Origin of the sequence: Antarctobacter albus, assembly GCF_900101505.1 — a bacterium.
Taxonomy (GTDB): Bacteria; Pseudomonadota; Alphaproteobacteria; order Rhodobacterales; family Rhodobacteraceae; genus Antarctobacter; species Antarctobacter albus.
This window is the reverse complement of sequence record NZ_FMZI01000003.1, coordinates 172137-196655: the sequence shown is the minus strand read 5'-3', so window position 1 is coordinate 196655 and position 24519 is coordinate 172137. Positions and strand designations below refer to the sequence as shown.

Here is a 24519-nt window from a genome sequence, read left to right as displayed (position 1 = left end):
GCGGTTGAATATGTTCAGTGGCGTAGATGGCGTAGCGTGGCCCGGGATGCAAGGGCGGCGGCCCGGTTCATCCGGTTTGGCCGCCTCCGGCGCGTTTTGTACGTTTTGCCGATTTCGACGTACAAAACGTACGTTTTGTACAAAAAACTAGAGGTCGAAACTGGCAAAGACGGGCGCGTGATCCGACGGTTTTTCCCAACCGCGCGCGTCGCGCAGGATACGGCTGCCGTGCGCCGCGTTGGCGATGTCCGGCGTTGCCCAGACGTGGTCCAACCGCCGCCCCTTGTCAGCGGCATCCCAGTCCTTCGCACGATAGGACCACCAGCTATAGAGCTTGCCCACGGGCAAGTCCTTGCGGGTCACATCCACCCAAGCCCCAGCATCTTGTGCCTCGCCCAGCGCCTCGACCTCGACCGGCGTGTGCGAGATCACCTTGAGCATCTTCTTGTGATCCCAGACATCATCCTCCAGCGGGGCGATGTTCAGATCGCCCACCAGTATCGCCTTTTGTGGTTTTTCAGAGGCAAACCAGTCGCGCATCCCGGCGACGTAATCCAGTTTCTGGCCGAACTTCACGTTCTTGTCGCGGTCCGGCACATCGCCGCCAGCGGGAACGTAAAAATTGTGGATTGTCAGACCGTTATCCATGCGTGCCGCAACATGGCGCGCGTGCCCCAGGTCAGCGAAATCCTTGTCGCCCACGTCCTCGATGGGCAGTTTCGACAGGATCGCCACGCCGTTATAGCCCTTCTCGCCCCGCGCAACCATGTGCGGATAGCCCAGCGCTGCAAAGATCTCGTGCGGGATCTTGGCCACCGGCGACTTGCATTCCTGCAGGCACAGCACGTCCGGCGCTTCCTCGGTCAAGAGCTTCTCGACCAGCCCCGCCCGCAGCCGGACCGAGTTGATGTTCCAGGTGGCAAGCGTAAAGGGCATAGGCGACTCCGGGTTTCAGGCCCGGCGAGACTGCCAAGCCGGGACGGCCTGCGCAACCACGTTTCCCCACGCCGGGAGTGTGGAAATAAACTCTTTGAGATCAATCAGATGATCTCATCCTCATCGAAGAGGGGCGGCGCCTCCAGGTCGGCATCGAACCGTTCCGCCGCCGCTTCGGCCTTTTCGGGTTCCAGCGGTTCGGCAATATGGAACAGGGCATCGCCCTCGTTCACCACGGGCAGGTCGGACCGTCCCACCAGGATGCCGGTCACATCTGCGATCACCTCGGCCTCGCGCTCTCCGAACGGGTCGGAGACGACGCCCAGCACCTGCCCGGCCTCGACGTAATCGCCCCGGCGTTTCAGCGTGCGCAGAAGCCCCCCGGAGGAGGCCCGCACCCAGGACGACCGCTCGCAGATCACCGAGCCGACCCGGGCGCGCGGCACACCGCGCCCCGCGATCATGCCCAGCCGCGCCATCACCCGCAGGATCCCCGAGACCCCGGCACGGGCCGCGTGTTCGTCGAACCGCAGCCCCTCGCCCGCCTCGTACAGCAGCACATCGACACCGGCGTTCTGTGCCACAAGGCGCAGCGACCCCTCGCGGGTCTTGGACATCATTGTCACCGGTGCCGCAAAGGCCCCCCCCAGTTCGCGCAGACGCGCATTCCCCGCCGTCAGTCGGATCTGCGGCAGGTTAGTGCGGCCGACGGCGGCGGAATGCAGGTCGATGCCGACGTCGCAGCGGGTTACGATCTCGGTCAGGAAAAGATGCGCAAGGCGCGCCGCCAGCGACCCCTGAGGAGAGCCCGGGAAACTGCGGTTCAGGTCGCGCCGGTCAGGCAAGTACCTGGAACGATTGATAAAGCCGAAGGAGTTGACGATCGGCACCGCCACCAGCGTCCCCGACAGCCGCGCCACCGGCGCCGCCCGCAAGAGGCGCCGAACGATCTCGACCCCGATGACCTCGTCGCCGTGGATGGCAGCCGAGACGAACATGACCGGACCGGGCCGTTTGCCATGCACCACATGTGCAGACAGCGTCACCGGGGTATGATCGGACAGCACGGAGACCGGCAGATCCACCGTCCGCCGTGTGCCGGGGGCAACCCTCTGGTCGCCAAGAATGAACGGGTCCCGCATGGTGAGGCCTCCTGTTCCATTCCGATTAGGCCGCGACGTCCCCGCGTGCAAGCGCCCGGTATCAATGAAAACGGGCGCCCCACATGGGACGCCCGCCTGTCTGTCGGGTCCGGGGCCGGATCAGGCCGGCATCTTGGTGGTGCGCAGGTAAGGCAGCACGACGTTGACCTCGCCGAACTTTTCCTTGGCCTGCTCGTCGTTCAGCGACAGCGCCACGATCACGTCCTGGCCCACGGTCCAGTTGGCCGGGGTGGCGATCGGGGTTTCATAAGTCGCCTGCAGGGCGTCCAGCGCGCGCAGGACCTCGGCAAAGTTGCGTCCCACCGACATCGGGTAGGTCATCATCAGCTGCACCTTCTTGTTCGGCGCAACGATGAAGACCGAGCGCACCGAGGCGCTGTCAGCGGCGGTACGACCATCGGGCAGGTAGGCGTCCGCGGGCAGCATGTCCAACGCCTTGGACACCGCCATGTCCTCGTCCGCGATGATCGGGAACGCAGCCGCCGCACCGGAGGTCTTTTCGATGTCACCTTTCCACTGCTTGTGCTCTTCGACACCGTCGACGGAAATGCCCATCACTTTGGTGCCGCGCTTTTCCCACTCGGCGGCCAGCTGTGCGACGGCGCCGAATTCGGTGGTGCAGACGGGGGTGAAATCCTTGGGGTGCGAGAACAGGATCGCCCAGCTGTCGCCAATCCAGTCATGCAGAGTGACCTCGCCCAGGTCGGTGGTCACGGTAAGGTTGGGAAGTTCGTCGTTGATACGCAGGGCCATAATCAGATGTCCTTTCCTGTCCGAAATGCTCGGGTTTGACTATGCTTGTTTAGATACATTCTAAATTGCAGATGTAAAGCCCCGTCTTGCGCCTCTGTGGAGGGGGTGACAGAGTGCCGCAAAACGGGCGTCCGGCCGTTTCGGGAGCTTTCCGGAACGGCCGGACGCCTGTCTTTCTACGCAGGAGTTATGACATGATCGAGAAACGTCAGTTCTACATCAACGGCGCCTGGGTCGAGCCGCTGGCGGGCACCGCCCACGAGGTGATCGACCCGTCCACGGAAGAACCCTGCGCCGTGATCTCGCTGGGCGGCGAAGCCGATACCAATGCCGCCGTGGCGGCCGCCAAGGCCGCTCTGCCCGGCTGGATGGCCACGCCCGTCGAAGAGCGCATCGCGGCACTGGAACGCGTCTACGCAGCCTACAAGACACGGACCGAGGACCTGGGCACTGCGATCAGCATGGAAATGGGCGCCCCCATCGACATGGCCAAGACGCTGCAGGCCGGCGCCGGCATCCGTCACCTCAAGACCTTCATCCAAGCGGCCAAGGAATTCCCCTGGGAACGTCCGCTGGGCGACCACGCCCCGAACGACCGGATCATCCACGAGGCTGTGGGCGTCTGCGCCCTGATCACCCCGTGGAACTGGCCGATGAACCAGATCACGCTCAAGGTGGGCGCGGCGCTGGTGGCGGGCAACACGATGGTCCTGAAGCCCTCCGAGGAAAGCCCGCTGGACGCCATGATCTTTGCCGAGATCATGGAGGCCGCCGACCTGCCGCCGGGCGTGTTCAACCTGGTCAACGGGGACGGTACGGGCGTCGGTTCGCAACTGTCCAGCCACCCGGACGTCGACATGGTCAGCTTTACCGGCTCGACCCGCGCGGGGCGGCTGATCTCGATCGCCGCGGCGGACACGCTGAAGCGCGTGCACCTGGAGCTTGGCGGCAAGGGCGCGAACCTGGTCTTTGCCGATGCGGATGAAAAGGCGGTCAAGCGCGGCGTGCTGCACATGATGAACAATTCGGGGCAAAGCTGTAACGCGCCCAGCCGGATGCTGGTCGAGGCGCCGATCTATGATCGCGTGGTCGAAGAAGCGGCGGCGATTGCCGAGAAGATCACGGTGGGTCCGGCCTCCGAGGAAGGGCGGCACATCGGGCCCGTGGTCAATGGCAGCCAGTGGGACAAGATCCAGGGCCTGATCGAAAAGGGCATCGAGGAAGGTGCCCGGCTGGTCGCAGGCGGTCCCGGCCGTCCCGAGGGGTTCAACAAGGGCTTTTACGTCCGACCCACGGTCTTTGCCGATGTCACCAACGACATGACCATCGCGCAGGAGGAGATCTTTGGCCCGGTGCTGTCGATCCTGAAGTTCGAGGACGAGGACGAGGCGGTGCAGATCGCCAATGACACGCCCTACGGGCTGACCAACTATGTCCAGAGCCAGGACGGCGCGCGGCGGGCGCGGATGGCCCGCGCCCTGCGGTCGGGCATGGTCGAGATGAACGGCGAAAGCCGGGGCGCGGGCGCGCCCTTCGGCGGCATGAAGATGTCCGGCAATGGCCGCGAGGGTGGCAGTTGGGGCATCCATGATTTCGTCGAGGTCAAGGCCGTGTCGGGCTGGGCAGCGGAGTGATCCGACGCCACGCCTGACAGTCTGCCGGCGCGAAGGGATTTCGACGCAACGCCCGCGTGGCGTTGCGTCGACGCCCCTACTGGCCGCCCTGAAAGGACCATTGCCCCGGGGCCCTTATCGGCGCGCATGTCGAAGCAAGTCGCAGCCACCTGCAGACACGGCTCTGTGGATCAGGATGAAGGAACCGGCGTTCGAGCGGCGACAGTCCTTCCATCGGCGCCCGCAGATCCCGCAATAGCCAAGCCAGCGGTAGCTGCTCGACCTGGTGCCAATGCGCTGGGTCCCGGTTCCGGGTTCTGAACGCCTTCGCCGACTTCGGCGCGGGATGCCTGAATGCCCGCGTAGACACATCCATCAACCGCAGAAGGGCCGCCCGCAAGGCGGATCGCTTTGCGCGATCAAGCGACAGGACTCAACGACCGCAAGCACCACCTTCCCTGGTCCCCCTTTCGACGGAGCACCCGGCGGGAGCGTCCTCAGCGTTTGGAAACAGCCCCACTGGATTGGACCAACGTAACGATGCGGAACAAGGGTATAGCAGTTCAGCGCAAACCATCGCCGAATTGACAGTCAGTTGGCCCTGTGCGTGACTATTCTCCGAATTGTTTTGGCGACGGGGTTTCGAAAATGTCATTTGATGGGACGGGCAAAGAAAGCCCGGGCGACCTTATTCTCGAACTGACCGTCGCGCGGAAAGTGAATTTCGCCTCTTCTCAGAATGGTGTTTCCATCCTGAAAAAGGTGCAATTGCAGAACTTGTCCGATACGCCGCTCGACAATATTACACTCGATTTGACCTGCATGCCCGGATTGATCCGTTCAAAAAGCTGGACGCTGGATCGACTGGTCCCCGGGCAGCGACAAGATCTGCATGACCTGGAGACCCCGTTGTACACCACCCTCCTGGGTGGCCTCAACGAGGCCGAATGGGGAGACCTGCACTTCCTTGTCCGGCAGGGCGACACCGACCTGCTGATTGAACGACGCCCGATTGAAATGCTCGCTCGTGACGAGTGGGGCGGAGTGGGCGACATGGCGCATCTGCTTGCGGCCTTTGTGTCGCCCAACGACGCGGTCGTTGCCGGCATCCTCAAAGAGGCCAGCCGACTCCTGGAAGGCGCCGGGCAGAACGGCGCGATGGACGGTTATCAATCCCGTGATCCCGCCCGCGCGTGGATGTTGGCCGGCGCGATTTGGTCGGCAGTCACCGGCATGGGGCTGACCTACGCGGTGCCACCTGCGAGCTTTGAAACGCGTGGTCAAAAGGTCCGCGATCCGGGCCGGATCAAATCCGAAGGTCTTGCAACCTGCCTGGACAGCGCCCTGTTGCTGGCCGGTTGCTTCGAGGCCGCAGGTCTCAATCCCGTGGTGCTGTTCTCCGAGGGGCATGCCTGGACCGGTGTCTGGCTGACCGAACGGGATTTCGGGACCGTCAGCGAGCCGGACGTAATGACGGTCCGCAAGGCGATAGATGCGCGTGAGTTCGTGGTCATGGAGACCACGCTGCTGACGAAGAAACCCAGTGTCGGTTTCGAACAAGCTGTCGAAACCGCGCGAGAACTGACCTCCGAGCGGAATGAACACAGCTTCGTCATGGCGGTCGACATCCGGCGCGCCCGGGCCGCAAGGATCCGTCCGCTTGCAGGCCATCGTCTCGAACGAGAATCGGAGGTGGAAGAGCCGGTCGCAAGCCCGGCCGCCTTGCCGCAACCGCTGGATCTGGGCCTGCTGCCGGGAGAGTTGATCGAGGACGCAGCCGCGACGCCGGCGGACCGGATTTCCCGATGGCAGCGCAAGTTGCTGGACTTGTCGCTGCGCAATCGACTGTTGAACTTCAAGGACAGCAAGCAGACGCTGCCTTTCCTGTGCCCTGATGTCTCGGCACTTGAGGACCAGCTTGCCGACGGCAAGAAGTTCCGCGCCTTGGCACTGAAGGACGAGGACCCTGTCGGCACGCGCGATCTCCTGGCACAGGAAGAACCCAGGCTCCTTGCGGAGGTCGCAAAGGATGCCTTCGGGAAAGGCCAGATCGCGGTGCCGCTGACGCGCAAGGAAAGCGACCGAAGGCTGCTTGAACTGCATCGCCGGGCCAAGAGCGACATGCAGGAGGGCGGTACGAATACGCTGTTCCTGGCCGCCGGTTTTCTGCGCTGGAAAAAGTCCGAAGGAGATACCCGCAACTACCGCGCCCCCTTGCTTTTGGTGCCGGTGAAAATCTCGCGAAAGTCCGCGCAATCGGAGTTCGTGATCGAACATCACGAAGACGAGGTACGCTTCAACACCACGTTGCTGGAATTCCTCAAGCGCGATTTCGACCTGCAAGTACCAGAGCTGGAAGGCGACCTTCCGCGCGACGAGAGCGGTTTCGACCTGCCTCGGATCTTCGAGATCATGCGCCACAAGGTCCGCGACGTCGCCGGTTTCGAGGTGGTCGAGGAACTGGCGCTCTCGACCTTTTCTTTTGCCAAGTTCCTCATGTGGAAGGACCTGGTAGAGCGGACAGACAGCCTGCGCGAAAGCGCGCTGGTCAAGCACCTCGTCGACAACCCGACCGAGCCCTTCCTGGCCGAAGACATGCCGGGGCTGCCGATGGCGGTCGATGTAGACAGAAGGCTGGCACCGCGCGACCTGTTCACGCCGTTGCCCGCGGATTCCTCTCAGCTTGCCGCCGTCCTGGCCGCGCAGGAGGGACACGATTTCGTCCTGATCGGCCCGCCGGGGACCGGCAAGAGCCAGACCATCGCCAACATCATCTCGCAATGCCTCGCCATGCAGAAAACTGTGCTGTTCGTGGCCGAGAAATCGGCAGCGCTGGACGTGGTGCAGCGGCGGCTTGCGTCGCACGGGCTTGGTGATGCGGTGCTGGAACTCCATTCCAACAAGTCCGACCGAAAGTCGGTGCTGAGCCAGCTTGGCCGCAGTTGGGCCCGTTCCGCCAGCGGCGCGAGGGACGAATGGATCGAGGTGACGGATGAGCTATCCGTCACCCGGGAACAGTTGAACACATACGTTACGGCGCTGCACGCAAAGGGGACACAGGGTTTCAGTGTCTTCCAGGCCATCGGGACAGCCACAGGCCACGAACACCCCTTCAGCCTGTCCTTCGCGCACAAGGACGCTCATGACGCGGAAAGCTACACACACCTTCGGAAAATGGCCGAGTCCCTGGGACGATGCCGGGAAATCGTCGCGGACCGCAAGCCCCTTCCACTGGTGCAGGCAGAAGAGTGGTCCTTCGGCTGGCAAGCGGATCTTCTGGACCGCTGTGCCAAGCTGAGCACGGCAACCCGAGAGCTGGCCGAGGCAACCGAGGCCCTCGCTCATCATGCCGGGTTGACCTGGACGGGGACCGGCGAGACTGCCGAGCTGGCTCCACTGCTGGCCCTGTCCTCGATCCCCGCCGATGGTGACGACGTGAGCTGGGCACTGGCGCACGATGTCGAGGAAATGCAGGCGCAGGCCGAAATGCTGCGGGACAGGCTTGCGGCCTACACCGCCGCTGCCGGACGGACCGCCGGGCGCTATCCGATGGATCGGTTGGATTCCATTCCGTTGGATCAACTCGATGCCGATTGGCGGCTCGCGCAGACCAAGATGTGGCCTTTCTCGGTCTTTGCCAAATCCTCGGTGCGCAAGCTCTTGCAGTCCTACGCGGAGGGCGGGAAAGCGGATCCCCATTCGGACATCACCGCGCTGGCTGACGCCAATCGCGCCCGGGCCGAGATCGCGGCAACCCCGCTGACCGAATGCCCCGCGGTCAAGGGCGTGGAAACCGATGCGGCACACCTTGCCAGCTGGATCGAACAGGCGCGCACATTGAAGGCCGCGCTTGCCGAGGCCGCACCTGCCGTCTCAGACCCGGCCCGCTGGGATGGGGCGTGCCTGAGCCTCGCCAAACGGAGTGCCGGCGATCTGCGAAACGCAGTGACCCGGTTCCAGCGCAAGCACGACACCTGGAAAGAGCACATCGCCGCCTTCGCGCAAGTATCTCAGGCATCGCCCGAAGGTCTCGCCCTGTCAGAGCTGCTCGTAGCCTTGCAGGAAATCCAGGACAACAAGGAACACTTGCAGGACTGGACCCGGTGGATCGAAGTGCGTTCTCAAGCCAAGGGCGCCGGGCTCGATGCCCTGGTCCTTGCGGTCGAAGAGGGCCGGATCGAGGGCGACGTCGATGCGGCCTTTGCCGCGGCCTACGCGGCTTGGTGGCTTCCGCGAACGATGGATGCGCAGCCCGAGCTGCGCGGCTTCTCGCATTGGTCGCATGAGGATGCGATCAGGCGGTTCCGGGCGTTGGACGACCGCGCGACGGAGATGGCCGCCGGTCAGGTCCTGTCCCGCATCCAGCATGGGCTGCCCGCACAGGACGGCGTGCCTCGCAAATCGGAACTCGGAACCCTGAGGCATCAGCTGAACCTGCAGCGGCCCAGCATGCCGATCCGCAAGCTGATCTCGGAAATGCCCGACGCCTTCACCAAGCTGGCGCCCTGTGTGCTGATGTCCCCTCTTTCGGTGGCACAGTACCTCCCGGCCGGGCAGGCCGCCTTCGACGTGGTGATCTTCGACGAGGCGTCGCAAATCACCACCTGGGATGCGATTGGCGCCATCGCGCGTGGCAAACAGGCGATCATCGTGGGGGACCCCAAGCAGCTGCCCCCGACAAATTTCTTCGGGCGCAGCGACTCCGGCGAAGAAGAATTGCCCGAGTCAGAGCGCGATCTTGCATCGATCCTGGACGAGGTCGCCGCAGCAGGTATCCCGACCCAGCAGCTCGACTGGCACTACCGCAGCCGGGACGAGGCCCTGATCGCCTTCTCCAACTGGCATTACTACGGCGGCCGCCTGGTGACCTTCCCGTCTCCGGAAACGGCTTCGGGGGCGGTCAGCCTGCACCAGGTCGATGGCGTATACGGTCGGGGTCAGGGCCGGACCAACGAGGCAGAGGCCCGCGCCATCGTCCGCATGACTGTTCGGCGCCTGAACGAATGGCTGACCTGGCCGGAGGAAGAGAGACTGACGCTCGGCGTCATCACCTTCAACGCCGAGCAGCAGGGGCTTATCCTGGACCTGCTCGACGAAGAGCGGCGCAAGAACCCCGATCTGGAGTGGTTCTTCGAGGACGCCCGGGAAGAGCCGGTCATCGTCAAGAACCTGGAGAACATTCAGGGCGACGAACGCGACGTGATGCTGTTTTCGATCACCTTCGGTCCAGATCATGCCGGCAAGCTGTCAATGGCCTTTGGCGCCCTGAATGGCGATGGTGGCGAAAAGCGTCTAAACGTGGCAGTCACCCGCGCGCGAGCCGAGTTGCATGTCTTTGCTTCGATCCGTGCCGACCAGATTGATCTGACCCGGACCAGGGCCATTGGCGTAAGGCATCTCAAGAACTTCCTGGACTTCGCTGCGCGCGGTCCCGAGGCGCTCCCCGCCCAGGACGAAGGTTCGCTTGGCCCGGTCGAGAACCTCTTCGAGGCCGCGATCAAGGCCGCCATCGAGGCGAAAGGATGGGAACTGCGCCCACAGATCGGCGTGTCAGGCTTCCGTATCGACCTGGGCGTCGTGCATCCGGATCATGCTGGCATCTACCTCGCCGGGATCGAATGCGACGGCGCAACCTATCACGGCTCTGCCACGGCGCGAGATCGTGACAAGTTGCGGCAGGCGGTGCTTGAGAACCTTGGCTGGACGATATTTCGGATCTGGTCGACCGACTGGTTCCGCAACCCCGCGGCAGTGGTCGAACGCATAAACGCCGCGCTGACCGCGCATCTTGAAATGGATCGCATCAAGAGAGCTGAAAAAGACGCGGCCCGCAAAGCTATGCGTCCAGAGCAGCAGGATGAAGTCACCGAAGTCTCGAATGACCGTCAGCCAGTGGCTCCCGATACCGCCAAACCCATTGTCAATGAAACAACCGCAGAGCCCGATCCTGTCCGGCAGGAGGCCCAGTACACCAGGGCGTCAGACGCAGCCGTCGCAGAGCGGTCGAACGATGCAGGTTTGGATGAGGCGATCCCGGACCCCGAAAAATTCTACGATGCCGAGTACATTCTCGTCCTTGAAAGGCTGATTGCGGGCATCGTCAAGCGCGAGGGGCCCATGCCGGTCGCCCTGCTGGGCAAGCGGGTTTCCGGAATGCATGGCTGGCAGCGGACTGGCCGGCGAATCTCGGGACAGGTCTCCAAGGCGCTCCGCCTGGTCGAGATTCATAAGGAGGGAGATACCGAATTCCTTTGGGCCGCAGGGACGAAGGCCGACAGGCTGGCGTTCCGCCCGGGGATGGACCGATCCATCAGGGATATCTCACGCACGGAGATCGCCGACCTCTATGATCGCCATAGTTCCGAATTGAACAAGAGCGAGGACCCGGTTCTCGACCTGGCGCGCCATGCGGGCATTGCCCGCCTGTCGGCCGATGCCCGGGCCTATCTTTCGGACTGCGTGGCCTGGCGAGCAAGCCAAGCGAGTTGACCCTATTCGAGGGATGGTCCTTTGGACCGGCCCAGAAACCGGATCGACGAGGCCGACGTGGCAGATTTGCGCAAAGAATTGGGGCGACTATTGCAGCGCCTTCGCAAACGCGTCGTTTGGCATCCCGTTTGCCAGAGACAGGAGCGAGGCGGGCGGCACGACGGCTCTCAAAGGCCGATCACGACGCCACAAGTCCCACCGCGTTAGCGCGCTTGGAGCGCCTTGCAACCAGTCCCTCAGAACGGCGCAGGCGCCCGGAATTTCATGCCCTTGCCGCTCTCGGGGTGGTTCAGGCGCAATTCCTCGGCATGCAGCATCATGCGCGGGTACTGATCCGCCGTCTCCGGCGCATACAGCGTGTCACCAAGGATCGGGTGCCCAAGGGCCAGCGTGTGCACCCGCAACTGGTGGCTGCGTCCGGTATGCGGAAAGAGGCGCACGCGGGTCTCACCTTCATCGCTCTTGAGCACCTTCCAGCCGGTCAGCGCGGGTTTGCCCGTCTCGTGGCAGACCTTTTGCCGGGGCCGGTTGGGCCAGTCGACGATCAGCGGCAAGTCGACCTCTCCGGTTGCAGGCTCCAGGTGACCGTGCAGGCGGGCGAGATAGGTCTTTTTCGTCTTGCGCGTCTCGAACTGGTTGCCCAGGTGACGCTGCGCATGGGGCGTCAGGCCAAAGACCATGACACCCGATGTATCCCGGTCCAGCCGGTGCACGAGGCGGACAGTGGGAAAGGCCTTTTCCAGTCGGCTCAGCAGGCAATCCTGCAGGTCCTCACCCTTGCCGGGGACGGACAACAGCCCGGCGGGCTTGTCGACGACCAGCAGGTCGGTGTCCTCGTAAAGAACGGGAATTTCGCCTGTGGGGGGATCATAGTCGGATGCCATGTCCCCCTTTGACAAGTGGGGCGCCCGGGCGCAACCCCGTCTGCCTAGACCTTCACCCGTTCCGATTTCGGATCGTAGAGCGGTTTGAGCGAGGCCCGCGCCTGCACACGCGTACCGGCCACGTCGATTTCATAGCTCGACGACAGAAGTTGATCAGCGGTTTCGCCCTTGCAGGGAACATAGCCCAACCCCACGGCGCCCCCGAGCGTATGACCATAGGCGCCCGAACTCAGGTGGCCGACGATCTGACCGTCCCGAAGGACGGGCTCGTTGTGGTAGAGCAGCGGTTCGGCATCGTTCAGAAGGAATTGCACCAGCCTTTTGTCCAGCCCCGCCTCACGCTTTGCCAATACCGCGTCACGGCCGATGAATTCGGGCTTGGCGGTTTTCACGGCAAAGCCCAGCCCGGCCTCCAGGACGTGATCCTCGCAGGTGATGTCATGGCCAAAATGGCGAAACGCCTTTTCGGCGCGGCATGTGTCCATGACATGCAGTCCGGCGAGGGTCAGCCCAAAGTCCTGCCCCGCCTGCCAGAGCGTGTCGAAGACATGGCAAGCCATGTCGGCCCTGACATAGACCTCCCACCCCAGTTCGCCGACGTAGGAGACGCGATGAACCCGTGCCTCTCCCATGCCGATCTCGATCCGCTGCGCGGTCCCGAAAGGGTTGGCCGCGTTTGAGAAATCATCGGGCGAGACGGCCCGCATCAGGTCACGCGCCTGCGGCCCCATGACGGCCAGCACCCCTTCTGATGCGGTCACATCGGTGATGACGACGTTTCGGTCGCCCGCGTGGCGGCGCAGCCAGGTTTCGTCGGCCCGACGCGTGGCGGCGGGGGTTACAACCAGGTAGGCGGTTTCGGAAAGTCGGGTGACGGTCACATCCGCCTCGATCCCCCCTCTGGTGTTGAGGAACTGGGTATAGGTGATCTTGCCCACCGGGGTCGACAGATCGGCGCCACAGACGTGGTTGAGAAAGGCTTCGGCATCGCGCCCTTCGACCCGCAGCTTGCCGAAAGACGACATGTCGTACATGGCGACGTTTTCGCGGATGGCGCGGTGTTCTTCGGCGGCGTTCTCAAACCAGTTCTGGCGCCGCCAGGAATAGCGGTACTCCGGATCCTCTCCGGGGCGCGCGTACCAATTGGCACGCTCCCACCCGGCCAGTTCGCCAAAGACGGCGCCACGCTCTGCCAGCCGGTCATGAAAGGGAGACCGGCGGATGCCCCGCGCGGTTTCCTTTTGCCGATAGGGATAGTGATCGGCGTAAAGCAGGCCCAGCGTTTCCGACACACGGGCGGCAAGGTAGCTGCGGTTGGTCTGAAAGCCCTGCGCGCGAGCGATGTCCACGTCGCCAAGATCAAAGGGTTTCTCGCCGTCGTTCATCCACTGCGCCAGGGCCATGCCCGCGCCACCCGCCGACTGGATACCGATGGAGTTGAAGCCCGCCGCGACCCAGACATTCGCGCGCCCGGGACACAGCCCCATGTAATAGGCATTGTCGGGCGTAAAGGATTCCGGCCCGTTGAAGAAGGTATGGATGCCCGCACTGGCCAGGATCGGCATACGGTGCACGGCCTTTTCGAGGATCGGCTCGAAATGGTCGAAATCCTCGGGCAGTTGATCGAACTCGAAGTTCTGCGGGATGCCTTGCAGCGCCCAGGGCTTGGCCCCCGGCTCGAAGGCGCCCAGCATCAGCTTGCCCGCGTCCTCCTTGTAATAGGCGCATTCGTCGGGGACGCGCAGGACCGGAAGCTGGGTCAGGCCCTGGATCGGTTCGGACACGATGTAGAAGTGTTCGCAGGCCTGAAGTGGGACGTCGGTGCCCAGCATGGCCCCCACCTCGCGCCCCCACATGCCCGCGCAATTGACCACGTGCTCCGCCGCAATGCTGCCCGAGGTGCCATCCTCTGCCTGCCAGTGAACCTGCGTGATCCGGTCGCCATCGGCAGTGACGCCGATGGCCTTCGTCCGCTCGGCAATCACGGCGCCGCGCTGGCGCGCGCCCTTGGCAAGCGCCAAGGCGATATTGGCAGGATCGCCCTGACCGTCCCTGGGCAGGTAGACCCCGCCCAAAACGCCATCGGTGTTGAGATGCGGGTACTTGCGGGCGATCTCGCCCGTCTCGATCTCGTCGATTTCGACCCCGAAGGCGCGGGCCATCGCGGCGGAGCGGCGCAACTCCTCGTGCCGTTCGGCGGTCAGGGCGGCAGTGATCGAGCCCACGCGCCGGAACCCGGTGGCAATGCCGGTTTCCTCCTCGAGCCGACCATAGAGTTCCTGGCTGTATTTCGCCAGCCGGGTCATGTTAGCAGTGGCGCGCAGCTGCGCGATGAGACCGGCAGCGTGCCAGGTGGTGCCGGAGGTCAGCTGCTTGCGCTCCAGAAGGACGACGTCGGTCCAGCCGAGTTTCGCCAGGTGATAGGCAAGCGAACAGCCGATGACACCGCCGCCGATGATGACGGCGCGGGCCTGTGCGGGAAGGGACATGTCAGAACCTCATGGGGTTGCGGACGCAGACGCGTCCGACCGGCGCGCCCTTCGGGCGCGGTTTGGGGTATTTTCACCAAGAAGAAACATCAGGCGATCTCATGCCCAGCGGCACGCAGGCGGCGTGCGATTTCGGCGATATGTGCGGGGTTCGTCTCGCAGCAGCCGCCAACGATGGAGGCACCCCGGTCGACCCAGCCCATGACGTGATCCGCGTAGGCCTCTGGCCCCATGTCGCGGCGGGCAGAAAGCGCAGCGGCGGTGGTCCCCCCGGCCACGTACTCCTTGGTCAGCGTGGTGAAGGCATTGGCATAGGCACCGAAGGGGCGGTCGCCCGCGGAAAAAGCGTCGAGAGCGGCAGGCATCGCCTCGGGCGCCGAACAATTCGCGAGCACGGCGTCGGCCTCTTGCGCGATCCGCACCGCCTCGGAGACCGGCTCACCGGAACGCAGGCGGCTGCCATCCTCGTCGTCGACGGTGAAGGCCAGCCACACAGGAAGCCCGGTCTGCCGGCCCGCTGCCAGGCAGGCGCAGGCGGCAGCGAGCGACGGGATGGTTTCGAACAGCAACAGGTCGACGGAGGGCGCCAGGAGCTTCGCCACCTCGGCATAGAGCGGGATGGCCTCGGCCTCTTCCGGGTGCAGGTCGGCGCGGTAACTGGCCCCCAGCGGCCCGATGGAGCCCGCAATGCGACCGCGATCGCGGACCGCCCCGGCCTCTTCCATGGCGGCACGGTGCAGATCCGCGAACCGCGCTTCGAGGTCCGGCAGTTCGGTGCCGTCGGCGGCATAGTGGTTAGAGGCCCCGCCCCGCAGCCTGTCGCGGTGGATGGCATAGGTGTTGGTCGTGGCCACGCTGGCCCCGGCCCGGGCATAGTCGCGGTGCACCTCTGCCACCAGGCCGGGACGATCCAGCATGACCTGCGTCGCCCAGAGCGGGCTGACCGGAGCACCGCTGCGGCGCACCAGTTCTTGCCCCATGCCACCATCCAGCAGGGTTATGCGGGTCATGCCTTCAACCTTTCGTTTTGCGGATCCCAGAGCGGTCCGTCCGGCTGAACCGTGGCACGGCACCTTTGACCGAAGATGTCCACGGTCAGTTCCGTACCCGGCACGGCCAGATCAGCCCGCACCATGCCCAACGCGATGGAGGCGCCGACACGGTATCCCCAGCCGCCGGAGGTGGTCTCTCCGACGATTTTACCGCCCTGCCAGAGGGTCGACATGTTGGGGGCATCCGCCACGCCCGCCTCGACTTTCAGCGTGACAAAGCGTTTCTTCGGCCCCGTGGCCACTTCGGCCGTCAGCGCCTCCTTGCCGGGGAAATCCTGCGGCTTGTCGAGCCTGACGAACCGTTCCAGCCCCGCCTCGACAAGAGAATAGTCGGTGGACAGGTCGCCTTTCCAGGCACGATAACCCTTTTCGAGGCGCAGACTGTCGAGGGCAAACATGCCGAAGGGCCTGGCGCCAGCCGCCAGAACGGCCTCGTAGATGGCCGGGATCTCGTCCGTTGCCGCATGGATTTCCCACCCCAGTTCCCCGGCGAAGGACACGCGCGCCAGCCCGCAAGGGACCCCGGCGACGACCGCCTGCTGCACAGACAGCCAGGGCAGCGCCAAGTCCGCCTCTGTGCCAAGTGCCACGAACAGGTCCCGCGTCTTGGGGCCGGTGACAATCAGGGCGAAAAAATCGCGCGTGCGGTCGGTCACGGTGACCTCCGCCGGTTTGTCCGCCAGCAGGAGGTCACGGTCGTGCCATTGCGCGGCGGCGGCGGTGATCAGCATGAAATGATCGGGGCCATGCGCCATGACGCTCATCTCTGTCAGGATACGGCCCCGAGCATCGGCGAAATAGGCCAGGTTCATGCGCCCGGGCTCCGGCAGCGTTCCGGCAATCCGCGACAGCAACCAGTCTGCCGCGCCCGGTCCCTGAACGTCGAACCGCGAAAAGCCGGGCAGGTCCAGCACGCCGACACCGTCGCGCACCGCCTCGCATTCCTCGCGCACGCGCGCCTCCCAAGGGCCTGCACGATCCCAGGTCTGGGTCGCGGCCTCGGAGGTGTCGTCACCCGGCTGCGCGAACCAGTTGGCCCTCTCCCAGCCATTGTAGGCGCCCATGACACCGCCCAACGCTTTGACCCGATCATGCACTGGCGAGGTCTTGCGATCCCGCGCGGCGGGCCAGGAGTGATGCGGGAAATGCATGGCGTATTCGTGGCCGTAGACCTCCATCGCCTTGTCCACGCAGTACTGCGGGTCAGTGTGATCGGTGAACCGGCGGGGGTCGGTGGCCCACATGTCCCATTCGGTCTGGCCCTCAGTGACCCATTCCGCCAGCACCTTGCCCGCACCGCCCGCCTGGGTGATGCCGAAGGTAAAGACACAGGCCTCGAAGGCATCGGGCACGCCGGGCATCGGACCCAGCAAGGGCAGACCGTCCGGCGCATAGGGGATGGGGCCGTTGATATTGCGCCCCACACCGCCCTCACCCAACAGCGGGACGCGCGCCATCGCGTCCTCGATGTACCACTCCAGCCGCTCCAGGTCGTCAGGATAGAGCTGGAACGAGAAATCCTCGGGCATGGGATCGTCGGGCGTGGTCCAGTGCGCCTTGCAGTTGCGCTCGTAGGGGCCAAGGTTCAGGCCGAATTTCTCCTGCCGCAGGTAGTAACTGCTGTCCACATCCCGCAGCAGGGGTAACTTGCTGTTCTCCTGCGACCATTCCTTCAGCGCCGGGATCTCCTCGGTCAGGAAATACTGGTGGCTCATGACCGCCATCGGCACCGTGCGCCCACCGAAGGGCCTGAACCACTCGCCAACGCGCTGCGCGTAGTAACCGGCCGCATTCACCACCTTTTCGCAACGGATGTCGCCCTTGTGCGTGTGCACGATCCATTCACCGTTCTCGCGGCTGACACCTGTCGCCGGGCAGAACCGCTCGATCCGCGCCCCGGCCAGACGCGCGCCCTTGGCAAGGGCCTGGGTGAGCTGCGCCGGGTCGATGTCGCCGTCATCGGGATCGTAGAGCGCGCCAGCCAGATCATGTGTCTCAAGGAACGGGTAGCGCGCCTTCAGATCCGAAACCGCAAGCATTTCAAGGTTCATGCCCTGGTATTGCCCCATCGAGCGCGCGCGCTCGAACTCCATCATGCGTTCACGCGAATGGCCAAGGCGGATCGACCCGGTGACATGGTAGTTCATCGGGTAATCGACCTCATCCGCAAGGCGACGGTAAAGGTCCAGCGAATAGCGCTGCATGTTCATCACCGCCCAGGAAGTGCTGAACGAAGGACAATTGCCGGCCGCGTGCCAGGTCGACCCGGCGGTCAGCTCGTTCTTTTCCAACAGGACGCAGTCCCAACCCGCCTTGGCAATGTGATAGGCACAAGAGGCGCCGACCGCCCCGCCGCCGATGATGACCACCCGGGCCTGTGTCGGAAAATCGGACATGATCGCCTCGTTCATTTTTGCGGAACCCCGTCCGCGATCTCGTAGTAATCGCCCTTGTCGGCGGTGAAGATGTGCTTTTCCAGGCGCAGCCCGGTCGGCGTGTCCAGCGCCCCCAGGGCAAAGCTCATCGTGTCCTCGTCATGAGCGTGCCAGAACAGGAAACTGCCGCAGGTCGGGCAAAACCCCCGCTGCGCACTGGCAGAGCTGTCGTACCAGCGTACCGGCCCTGAGAGCCGCAGCGCCGCGCGCGGGACATAGGCAGAGGCCCAGAGATGCCCCGACTGGCGCCGGCACTGACCGCAGTGGCAGACGCTGACACCCTTGGGTGTTGCATCGGTTTCAAAGGTGATGGCCCCACAAAGGCATTGCCCGCTGGTCATGATCTCGACTCCGATCTTGGGGAAGAAGCGCAGCCTGCCGCTTCTTCTTTCTGAAAACACTCCCGCAGGCGGCATCCGACTGCGCCACTGGCACCCCGCCCCGGCATCAGTAGACGGGCGGCGCAATCACCCAGATCGCCACCGCAGCCTCATCAAAGGGGTTTTCCCAGCGGAACGGCTCGCCCCGGATACGGAAACTGTCACCGGGATGGATCGTGAAACGCGCCCCCCCGATGGTCAGCACCAGCTTTCCGGACACCAGGTAGCCCAGTTCCTGGGTGGGCCGCGTCACCGTCTCGCCGATCTCGGAATGCGGCTCGAAGGTGGAATGCACCATCTCGAAATCATCGGTCAGGTCGGGCGAAAGCAGTTCCTCGACCAGCCCCGTCATGCGGGATCCGATCGGGCGGCGCGTGCCGTGCCGAACGATCCGGCCAGCCTCCGGCCCGACCGTGGCCTCGTGCCGGGCCAGCGTGGAAACAGAGACCTGCAGCGCATCGGCCAGGTGACGCAGGTCGGTGATCGAGGGGTCGGAAAGATCACGTTCCACCTGGCTCAGCCACCCGACAGAGCGGCCAAGCCGGTCGGCCAGTTGCTGCAGCGTCAGCCCGCGCGTGCGCCGCAGCGCGCGCAGATCGGCGCCAAGCGTCTTGGGCAGCGGGGAGGGATGCGACATCGTGTTGTCCGTGAAAAAACAGGTTCAGATTTCACGTTGCCCGAGTCGCATGAAATTTCCAAGACCTTTTTCACGAAAAGCCCGAAGTCTCGCGATAAAATGCGCCCAGAAGGGTCTGTGGGATGTCGGTGAACGGGGCCGGATTCCCGGCCCCTCTCCGCGTCAGATCCGTTCGATGGCGATGGCCGTGCCTTCGCCGCCGCCGATGCAGATCGCCGCCACGCCCCGTTTCGCCCCGCGCTTTTCCAGCGCGTTCAGCAGCGTGACGATGATCCGCGCTCCCGAAGCGCCGATCGGGTGGCCCAGAGCACAGGCGCCTCCGTTGACGTTCACCACGTCGCGCGGCAGACCCATTTCATGCATGAAAGCCATTGGCACCACGGCAAAAGCCTCGTTCACCTCCCAGAGGTCGACATCGCCGATCTTCCAGCCGATCCGCTCCAGCAGCTTGCGCGCGGCCGGAACGGGGGCCGTGGGGAACAGGGAGGGGGCCTGCGCGTGCGATGCGTGCCCCAGGATCCTGGCCCGGGGCGTCGCCCCGGCGGCCACGGCGGCATCCAGGGTCGACAGCACCAGTGCCGCCGCCCCGTCAGAGATCGAGGAGGAATTGGCCGCTGTCACCGTGCCATCTTTGCGGAAGGCGGGCTTCAGCATCGGGATCTTTTCGGGCCGCGCCTTGCCGGGTTGTTCGTCACGGGTGATGATTTCTTCGCCGTGCCGCATGTGCAGGGTGACAGGCGTGATCTCGTCATCGAAGGCACCAGAGCGTTCCGCGTCCAGGGCGTTGGACAGGGAGGCCAACGCATACTGGTCCTGCGCCTCGCGGGTGAACTGGAAAGCCTCGGCGCAATCCTCGGCAAAGGTGCCCATCAGGCGGCCCTTGTCATAGGCGTCCTCCAGCCCGTCGAGGAACATGTGGTCGATGACCTGTCCATGCCCGATGCGGGCGCCGCCGCGCATCTTGGGCAGCATGTAGGGCGCCTGGGTCATCGACTCCATCCCGCCGGCGACGACGGTTGCGGCATGGCCCAGCGCCAGCCGGTCCCAGGCCATCATCGCGGCCTTCATGCCAGACCCGCACATCTTGTTCAGCGTTGTGGCCGGCACCTCTTCGCCCAGTCCCGCGGCAAAACCGGCCTGGCGCGCGGGGGCCTGTCCCTGTCCCGCCGGCAGTACGCAGCCCATCAGCAGTTCGTCGACCGCGGGCCGACCCGCCTGCGACAGCGCCGCGCGGATCGCCGCGCCACCCAAAGTGCTGGCCGCCTGTTCGGCGAAAACCCCCTGAAAGCCCCCCATCGGCGTCCGCGACGCCCCGGTGATCACGACAGTTTCCATGCGAATGCCTCCCTTTACCCGGATGTGCATACAGAAAGGTAAGGATTGCCGTCTAGGGTCCTCCCGATCCATGACTTGGGGAACCGCATGAGACTTACCACAGATCACCGCGACGGCGTGGACATCATCACGGTCGACGCAGCCCGAATCGATGCCGCCGTGGCGATTCAATTCAAGGACCGCATGCGCGAGATCCTGGGAAACGAGAAACCCCGCTACGTGCTGGACCTGAGCCAGGTCGATTTCATCGATTCCAGCGGCCTGGGCGCAATCGTCGCGGCGATGAAACTGATGCCGAAGGGCGGCAAACTGGAACTGGCCGGCCTGCGCCCCGCGGTGGACAAGGTGTTCCGCATGACGCGGATGGATTCGATATTTGCCATCCACCCCTCCGCCGAAGCCGCCGCCAGCGCTTGATCCCGGGCCGGAGCGACAGACCATGCAGGCGGAGCGGCTCGAGGACGGTGCATTCCTGGTTTGCTGCCGAATGGACAGCACGGCAGAAGATGTGCGCGCGACCCTGACAGGCATCAACGAGCTGCTGCAGGGCCAGGAAATGGCCCCGCCGCGGGACAGCAACTGGGAACTGGTGATCGCCGAAGTCCTCAACAACATCGTCGAACATGCCTATGAGGATCGGGCCGGCGGCGACATCCTGCTCCGGCTGGTGTTCTCGCCAGACAGGCTGTCGGTGGAATTCACCGATTTCGGCCAGCCCATGCCCAGTGGAACGCCCCCATCGGGAGCGCCGGTAGACCTCGATGTCTCGGTCGAGGAATTGCCGGAGGGCGGGTTTGGCTGGTTCCTGATCCGCTCGCTGTCCGAAAACCTCGACTATCATCACGACGGGGAAAGCAACCGGCTCCGCCTGTCCATCCCCCTGCGCTGAACCGGACAGCGGCGCAAGTGTCGCCGAATTGCCCGGGGCGCGCCCAAATGCGGCCCGGATTCGCAGCCATCCTGTTTCCTGTAAGCTGCACATGGCTTCCCTCGGCGTCGCGCGTTTTCAGCCCCCACCCAGTGCGCGGCGCCGAGGACTTCCCCCAGAACATCATACATTCGTCGCCGCCCGTCGCGATCAATCCGCGCCCGGGCCGCCGGTTGATGCCCGTGCCTGCACGGTGCCATGACATTACCCGGACACCTCCACATTTCCGCCCGCATTGGCGGGCAATCTGGTCTTGTAGCTGCATATGGCTTCCCTCGGCGTCACGCGTTTTCAGCCCCCACCCAGTGCGTGATGCCGAGGTTCCTTCCTCCCGATTGACGCCGCTAGACGCCACCGTATGCTCTGCCCGGCAACAAGGGAGCAGAGAGGCAGATGCGCGATTTCCACAGACCCGGACGATCCCCCGTGCTGGCCCTGAACGGACTCTGCGCGACCTCGCACCCGCTGGCCGCGCAGGCCGCGGTCGACATCCTGCAACGCGGCGGCAATGCGATGGACGCGGCAATCGCCGGCGCCGTCCTGCTGGGCGTGGCCGAACCGGCGATGACCGGGCTGGGCGGCGACTGTTTTGCGCTGGTCTCACCCGCAGGCGGGGACGAGGTGGTCGCGGTCAACGGATCCGGCCGCGCACCGGCGGCGGCCAATGCCGCTGCCCTGCGCGCCGAAGGCCATCAGGCGGTGCCCGTGGCCAGCGCCCATGCCGTCACCATCCCCGGCGCGGTCGATGCCTTCTGCACCATGTCCGAACGCTGGGGCCGGCTGGGCCTGGCAGACAGCCTGGCGCCCGCGATCCGGGCGATGGACGACGGCGTGCCGGTGGCGCCGCGCGTCGCCTTCGACTGGGACGAGGCCCAGGGGCGCCTGCAAGACGCAGGACGGGCGCACTACCTAGACGGCGGCGCGGTGCCCGTGACCGGCGGGATATTTCGCCTGCCCGGCAATGCCGAAGTGCTGCGCCGCATCTCGGCCGAAGGGCGCGATGGCTTCTACGCCGGAGAGGTGGCCGAGGACATGTGCGCCACGCTGAACGCCGCCGGTGGCGTGCATAGCCTGGATGATTTCGCAGCGACAGCCTGCACCATCGGCGACCCGATCTCGGGGACCTACAAGGCCCGCGAGGTCCTGGAGCATCCGCCCAACGGCCAGGGCGCGACCGCCCATCTGCTGCTGAACATCCTGTCGCATTTCGACATTGGCTCGATGGACCCGTTCGGCGCCGAGCGCATCCACATCGAGGCCGAGGCCGCCAAGCTTGCCTATGATGCCCGCAACCGTTTCCTGGCCGATGCCGATCACATGACCCGGCTGGACCACCTGCAAAGCCCGGAAACGGCCGCGCGGCTGGCGGCACTGATCGACCCCGGTCGGGCGATGGCCTCGGCCACGACCCTGTCCGAAGAGGTACACCGCGAGACGATCTACATCACCGTGGTCGACCGCGATCGCATGGCCGTCTCGCTGATCTACTCGATCTTCAACAGCTTCGGCTCCGGGATCGCCTCCGAGAAATACGGCATCCTGTTCCAGAACCGGGGCGCGGGCTTTACCCTGGCCGAGGGGCATCCGAACGAGATGGCCGGCGGCAAGCGACCGATGCATACGATCATCCCCGGGATGCTGGTCGAAGAGGGCCGCGTGGCCATGCCCTTTGGCGTCATGGGCGGACAGTACCAGCCCAACGGCCATGCGCGCGTGCTGACCAACATGATCGATTTCGGCATGGACCCGCAGGCCGCGCTGGACGCGCCACGCAGCTTTGCCGATGGCAGAAAACTGCAGCTGGAACGGGGCCATGACGAGGCGGTCTTTGCCCGGCTGGCCGAGATGGGACACGAGATCGAGGTGCCCAGCGCCCCGATCGGCGGCGCGCAGGCGATCCGCATCCACCGGAACGGCGTGCTCGAAGGGGCATCGGACCCGCGCAAGGACGGCTGCGCGATCGGCTATTGACGAAAGGAAACGCGCCCCGGTTCAAGCCCGGGGCGCGTGTCACTTGGATCAGAAACCGCTCAGTAGGAATACTCGGCGTAGATCCGGCTGAGGTCGCCGTTCCAGTCGCCGTTATAGTGCTCCAGCAGTTCGTCCGCCGGCACGCTGCCGGATTCGACACTGTCCTTGAGCGCATTCAGGAAATGCGTCTCGTTCGGGACAAGTCCACCGGCACCGGGGCGCGCACGGGCCACCAGACCCGCCTCGGCGATCTCCAGCACGTTGCGCGCCAGGTCGTGCATCCGGATATCACCGACCTGCGCCTGCAAGCCGTCACGCGTCGCCGCGAGGCGCAGGGCCTCGCGGGTTTCCGCGTCCCAGCCCTTGGCCAGGTCCCAGGCCGCGTCCAGCGCGGTCTGGTCGTACATCAGCCCGACCCAAAAGGCGGGCAGCGCACAAAGACGGCGCCAGGGGCCGCCATCGGCGCCACGCATCTCGATGTATTTCTTCATCCGCGCGTCCGGGAAGGCGGTGGTCAGGTGGTCGGCCCAGTCGGACAGCGTCGGCACCTCACCCGGCAATGCCGGCAGCTTGCCTTCAAGGAAATCGCGGAAGGACATGCCAAGCGCGTCGACATACACCCCGTCGCGGTAGACAAAGTACATCGGCACATCCAGCGCGTATTCGACCCAGCGTTCAAAGCCGAAACCCTCTTCGAAGACGAAAGGCAACATGCCGGTGCGGGAATCGTCCAGCGTCTCCCAGATCTGCATCCGCTTGGATTTGACGCCCACCGGCTTACCCTCGAAGAAAGGCGAATTGGCAAACAGCGCGGTGGCCACGGGCGACAGCGCCAGCGCGACGCGCATCTTCTGCACCATGTCCGCCTCTGACGCGAAATCGAGGTTCACCTGAACGGTGCAGGTCCGGCGCATCATCTGTTTGCCCGTCGTGCCCACCTTGTCCATGTAGGCGTCCATGAGCTTGTAGCGCCCCTTGGGCATGAGCGGCATTTCCTCATGCGTCCAGATCGGCGCGGCGCCCAGACCGATGAAACCCACGCCGATCTCGTCGGCGATGTCCTTGACCTGGGCCAGGTGCTCGTTCACCTCGTCGCAGGTCTGGTGAATGGTTTCCAGCGGCGCACCCGACAGTTCCAGCGCGCCGCCCGGCTCCAGACTGACATTGGCGCCGTCCTTAGTCAGGCCGATGATATGCCCGCCCTCGCTGACCGGGTCCCAGCCGTGGCGGTCGCGCAGCCCTTCGAGCACCGCGCGGATCGAACGCTCGCCGTCGTAGGGCAAGGGTTTGAGCGAGTCCTTGCAATAGCCGAACTTCTCATGCTCGGTGCCGATGCGCCATTGGTCCTTCGGCTTGCAGCCCGAGGCCAGGTACTCTGCCAACTGATCATGAGAGGTGATCGGCCCGCCGCCGGATTGGGGAATGGACATGTTGGGGCTCCCGGTCTGCTCGCG

At 64.7% G+C, this 24519-nt stretch carries 16 protein-coding genes; 5 read left to right on the top strand and 11 right to left on the bottom strand.

Translation table 11 applies throughout. The annotated features are described in order from the left end of the window. Positions 1-147: 147 nt before the first annotated feature. The 3 genes from BLQ71_RS06485 to BLQ71_RS06475 all read right to left on the bottom strand — a co-directional run bounded on the left by BLQ71_RS06485 (position 148) and on the right by BLQ71_RS06475 (position 2852). On the bottom strand, positions 148-936 hold the full coding sequence (locus BLQ71_RS06485) for an exodeoxyribonuclease III (RefSeq protein ID WP_074621136.1): 789 nt from the start codon (positions 934-936) through the stop codon (positions 148-150). A 104-nt stretch (positions 937-1040) separates the two neighbouring features. Beyond that, positions 1041-2078 carry a succinylglutamate desuccinylase/aspartoacylase family protein gene (locus BLQ71_RS06480; protein ID WP_043136201.1) on the bottom strand — a complete coding sequence of 346 codons (1038 nt, stop codon included), beginning with the start codon at positions 2076-2078 and terminating at the stop codon, positions 1041-1043. 120 nt (positions 2079-2198) lie between these two features. Then, on the bottom strand, positions 2199-2852 hold the full coding sequence (locus BLQ71_RS06475; RefSeq protein WP_074621135.1) for a peroxiredoxin: 654 nt from the start codon (positions 2850-2852) through the stop codon (positions 2199-2201). Between the two features lie 194 nt (positions 2853-3046). On the opposite strand from BLQ71_RS06475, the gene BLQ71_RS06470 reads away from it, so the two are divergent. Beyond that, positions 3047-4486, top strand: coding sequence for an aldehyde dehydrogenase family protein (locus tag BLQ71_RS06470; RefSeq protein WP_074621134.1), 1440 nt, complete (start codon positions 3047-3049; stop codon positions 4484-4486). Between the two features lie 627 nt (positions 4487-5113). Continuing rightward, a complete protein-coding gene (gene proA, locus BLQ71_RS06465) occupies positions 5114-10954 on the top strand; it encodes an anti-phage protein ProA (RefSeq protein ID WP_074621133.1) in 5841 nt (1946 codons plus the stop codon). A gap of 236 nt (positions 10955-11190) precedes the next feature. Here the strand turns inward: proA and BLQ71_RS06460 are convergent, their stop codons facing one another. The 7 genes from BLQ71_RS06460 to BLQ71_RS06430 form a co-directional block, all read right to left on the bottom strand. Continuing rightward, a complete protein-coding gene (locus BLQ71_RS06460) occupies positions 11191-11838 on the bottom strand; it encodes an RluA family pseudouridine synthase (protein WP_074621132.1) in 648 nt (215 codons plus the stop codon). A gap of 44 nt (positions 11839-11882) precedes the next feature. Further along, positions 11883-14327, bottom strand: a complete 2445-nt coding sequence (locus BLQ71_RS06455) for a GcvT family protein (protein ID WP_074621131.1) — start codon at positions 14325-14327, stop codon at positions 11883-11885. An 89-nt stretch (positions 14328-14416) separates the two neighbouring features. After that, the gene (locus tag BLQ71_RS06450) at positions 14417-15337 is read right to left on the bottom strand and encodes a homocysteine S-methyltransferase family protein (RefSeq protein ID WP_074621130.1); all 921 of its coding nucleotides are present in this window, start codon (positions 15335-15337) and stop codon (positions 14417-14419) included. Next, positions 15334-17775 (bottom strand): GcvT family protein, encoded by a 2442-nt coding sequence (locus tag BLQ71_RS06445; RefSeq protein ID WP_074621279.1) that lies wholly within the window; start codon positions 17773-17775, stop codon positions 15334-15336. The genes BLQ71_RS06450 and BLQ71_RS06445 overlap by 4 nt, the downstream gene beginning before the upstream one ends. An 11-nt stretch (positions 17776-17786) precedes the next feature. Next, complete coding sequence (locus tag BLQ71_RS06440) at positions 17787-18155, bottom strand: GFA family protein (protein ID WP_175459224.1); 369 nt, start codon at positions 18153-18155, stop codon at positions 17787-17789. Positions 18156-18261: 106 nt separating this feature from the next. Then, positions 18262-18831 (bottom strand): helix-turn-helix domain-containing protein, encoded by a 570-nt coding sequence (locus BLQ71_RS06435; protein ID WP_043136184.1) that lies wholly within the window; start codon positions 18829-18831, stop codon positions 18262-18264. 162 nt (positions 18832-18993) lie between these two features. Next, complete coding sequence (locus BLQ71_RS06430) at positions 18994-20166, bottom strand: acetyl-CoA C-acyltransferase (RefSeq protein WP_074621129.1); 1173 nt, start codon at positions 20164-20166, stop codon at positions 18994-18996. Between the two features lie 87 nt (positions 20167-20253). Here BLQ71_RS06430 and BLQ71_RS06425 point away from each other — a divergent pair, with 87 nt between their 5' ends. The 3 genes from BLQ71_RS06425 to BLQ71_RS06415 all read left to right on the top strand — a co-directional run bounded on the left by BLQ71_RS06425 (position 20254) and on the right by BLQ71_RS06415 (position 23065). Continuing rightward, positions 20254-20583 (top strand): STAS domain-containing protein, encoded by a 330-nt coding sequence (locus BLQ71_RS06425; protein WP_074621128.1) that lies wholly within the window; start codon positions 20254-20256, stop codon positions 20581-20583. A gap of 70 nt (positions 20584-20653) precedes the next feature. Further along, the gene (locus tag BLQ71_RS06420; RefSeq protein ID WP_043136732.1) at positions 20654-21055 is read left to right on the top strand and encodes an ATP-binding protein; all 402 of its coding nucleotides are present in this window, start codon (positions 20654-20656) and stop codon (positions 21053-21055) included. Between the two features lie 432 nt (positions 21056-21487). Further along, positions 21488-23065, top strand: a complete 1578-nt coding sequence (locus BLQ71_RS06415; RefSeq protein ID WP_074621127.1) for a gamma-glutamyltransferase family protein — start codon at positions 21488-21490, stop codon at positions 23063-23065. A gap of 59 nt (positions 23066-23124) precedes the next feature. Here BLQ71_RS06415 and BLQ71_RS06410 read toward each other — a convergent pair whose 3' ends face one another. After that, entirely contained in the window at positions 23125-24495 is a 1371-nt protein-coding gene (locus BLQ71_RS06410; RefSeq protein WP_074621126.1) for a glutamate--cysteine ligase, read from the bottom strand. Positions 24496-24519: the final 24 nt, after the last annotated feature.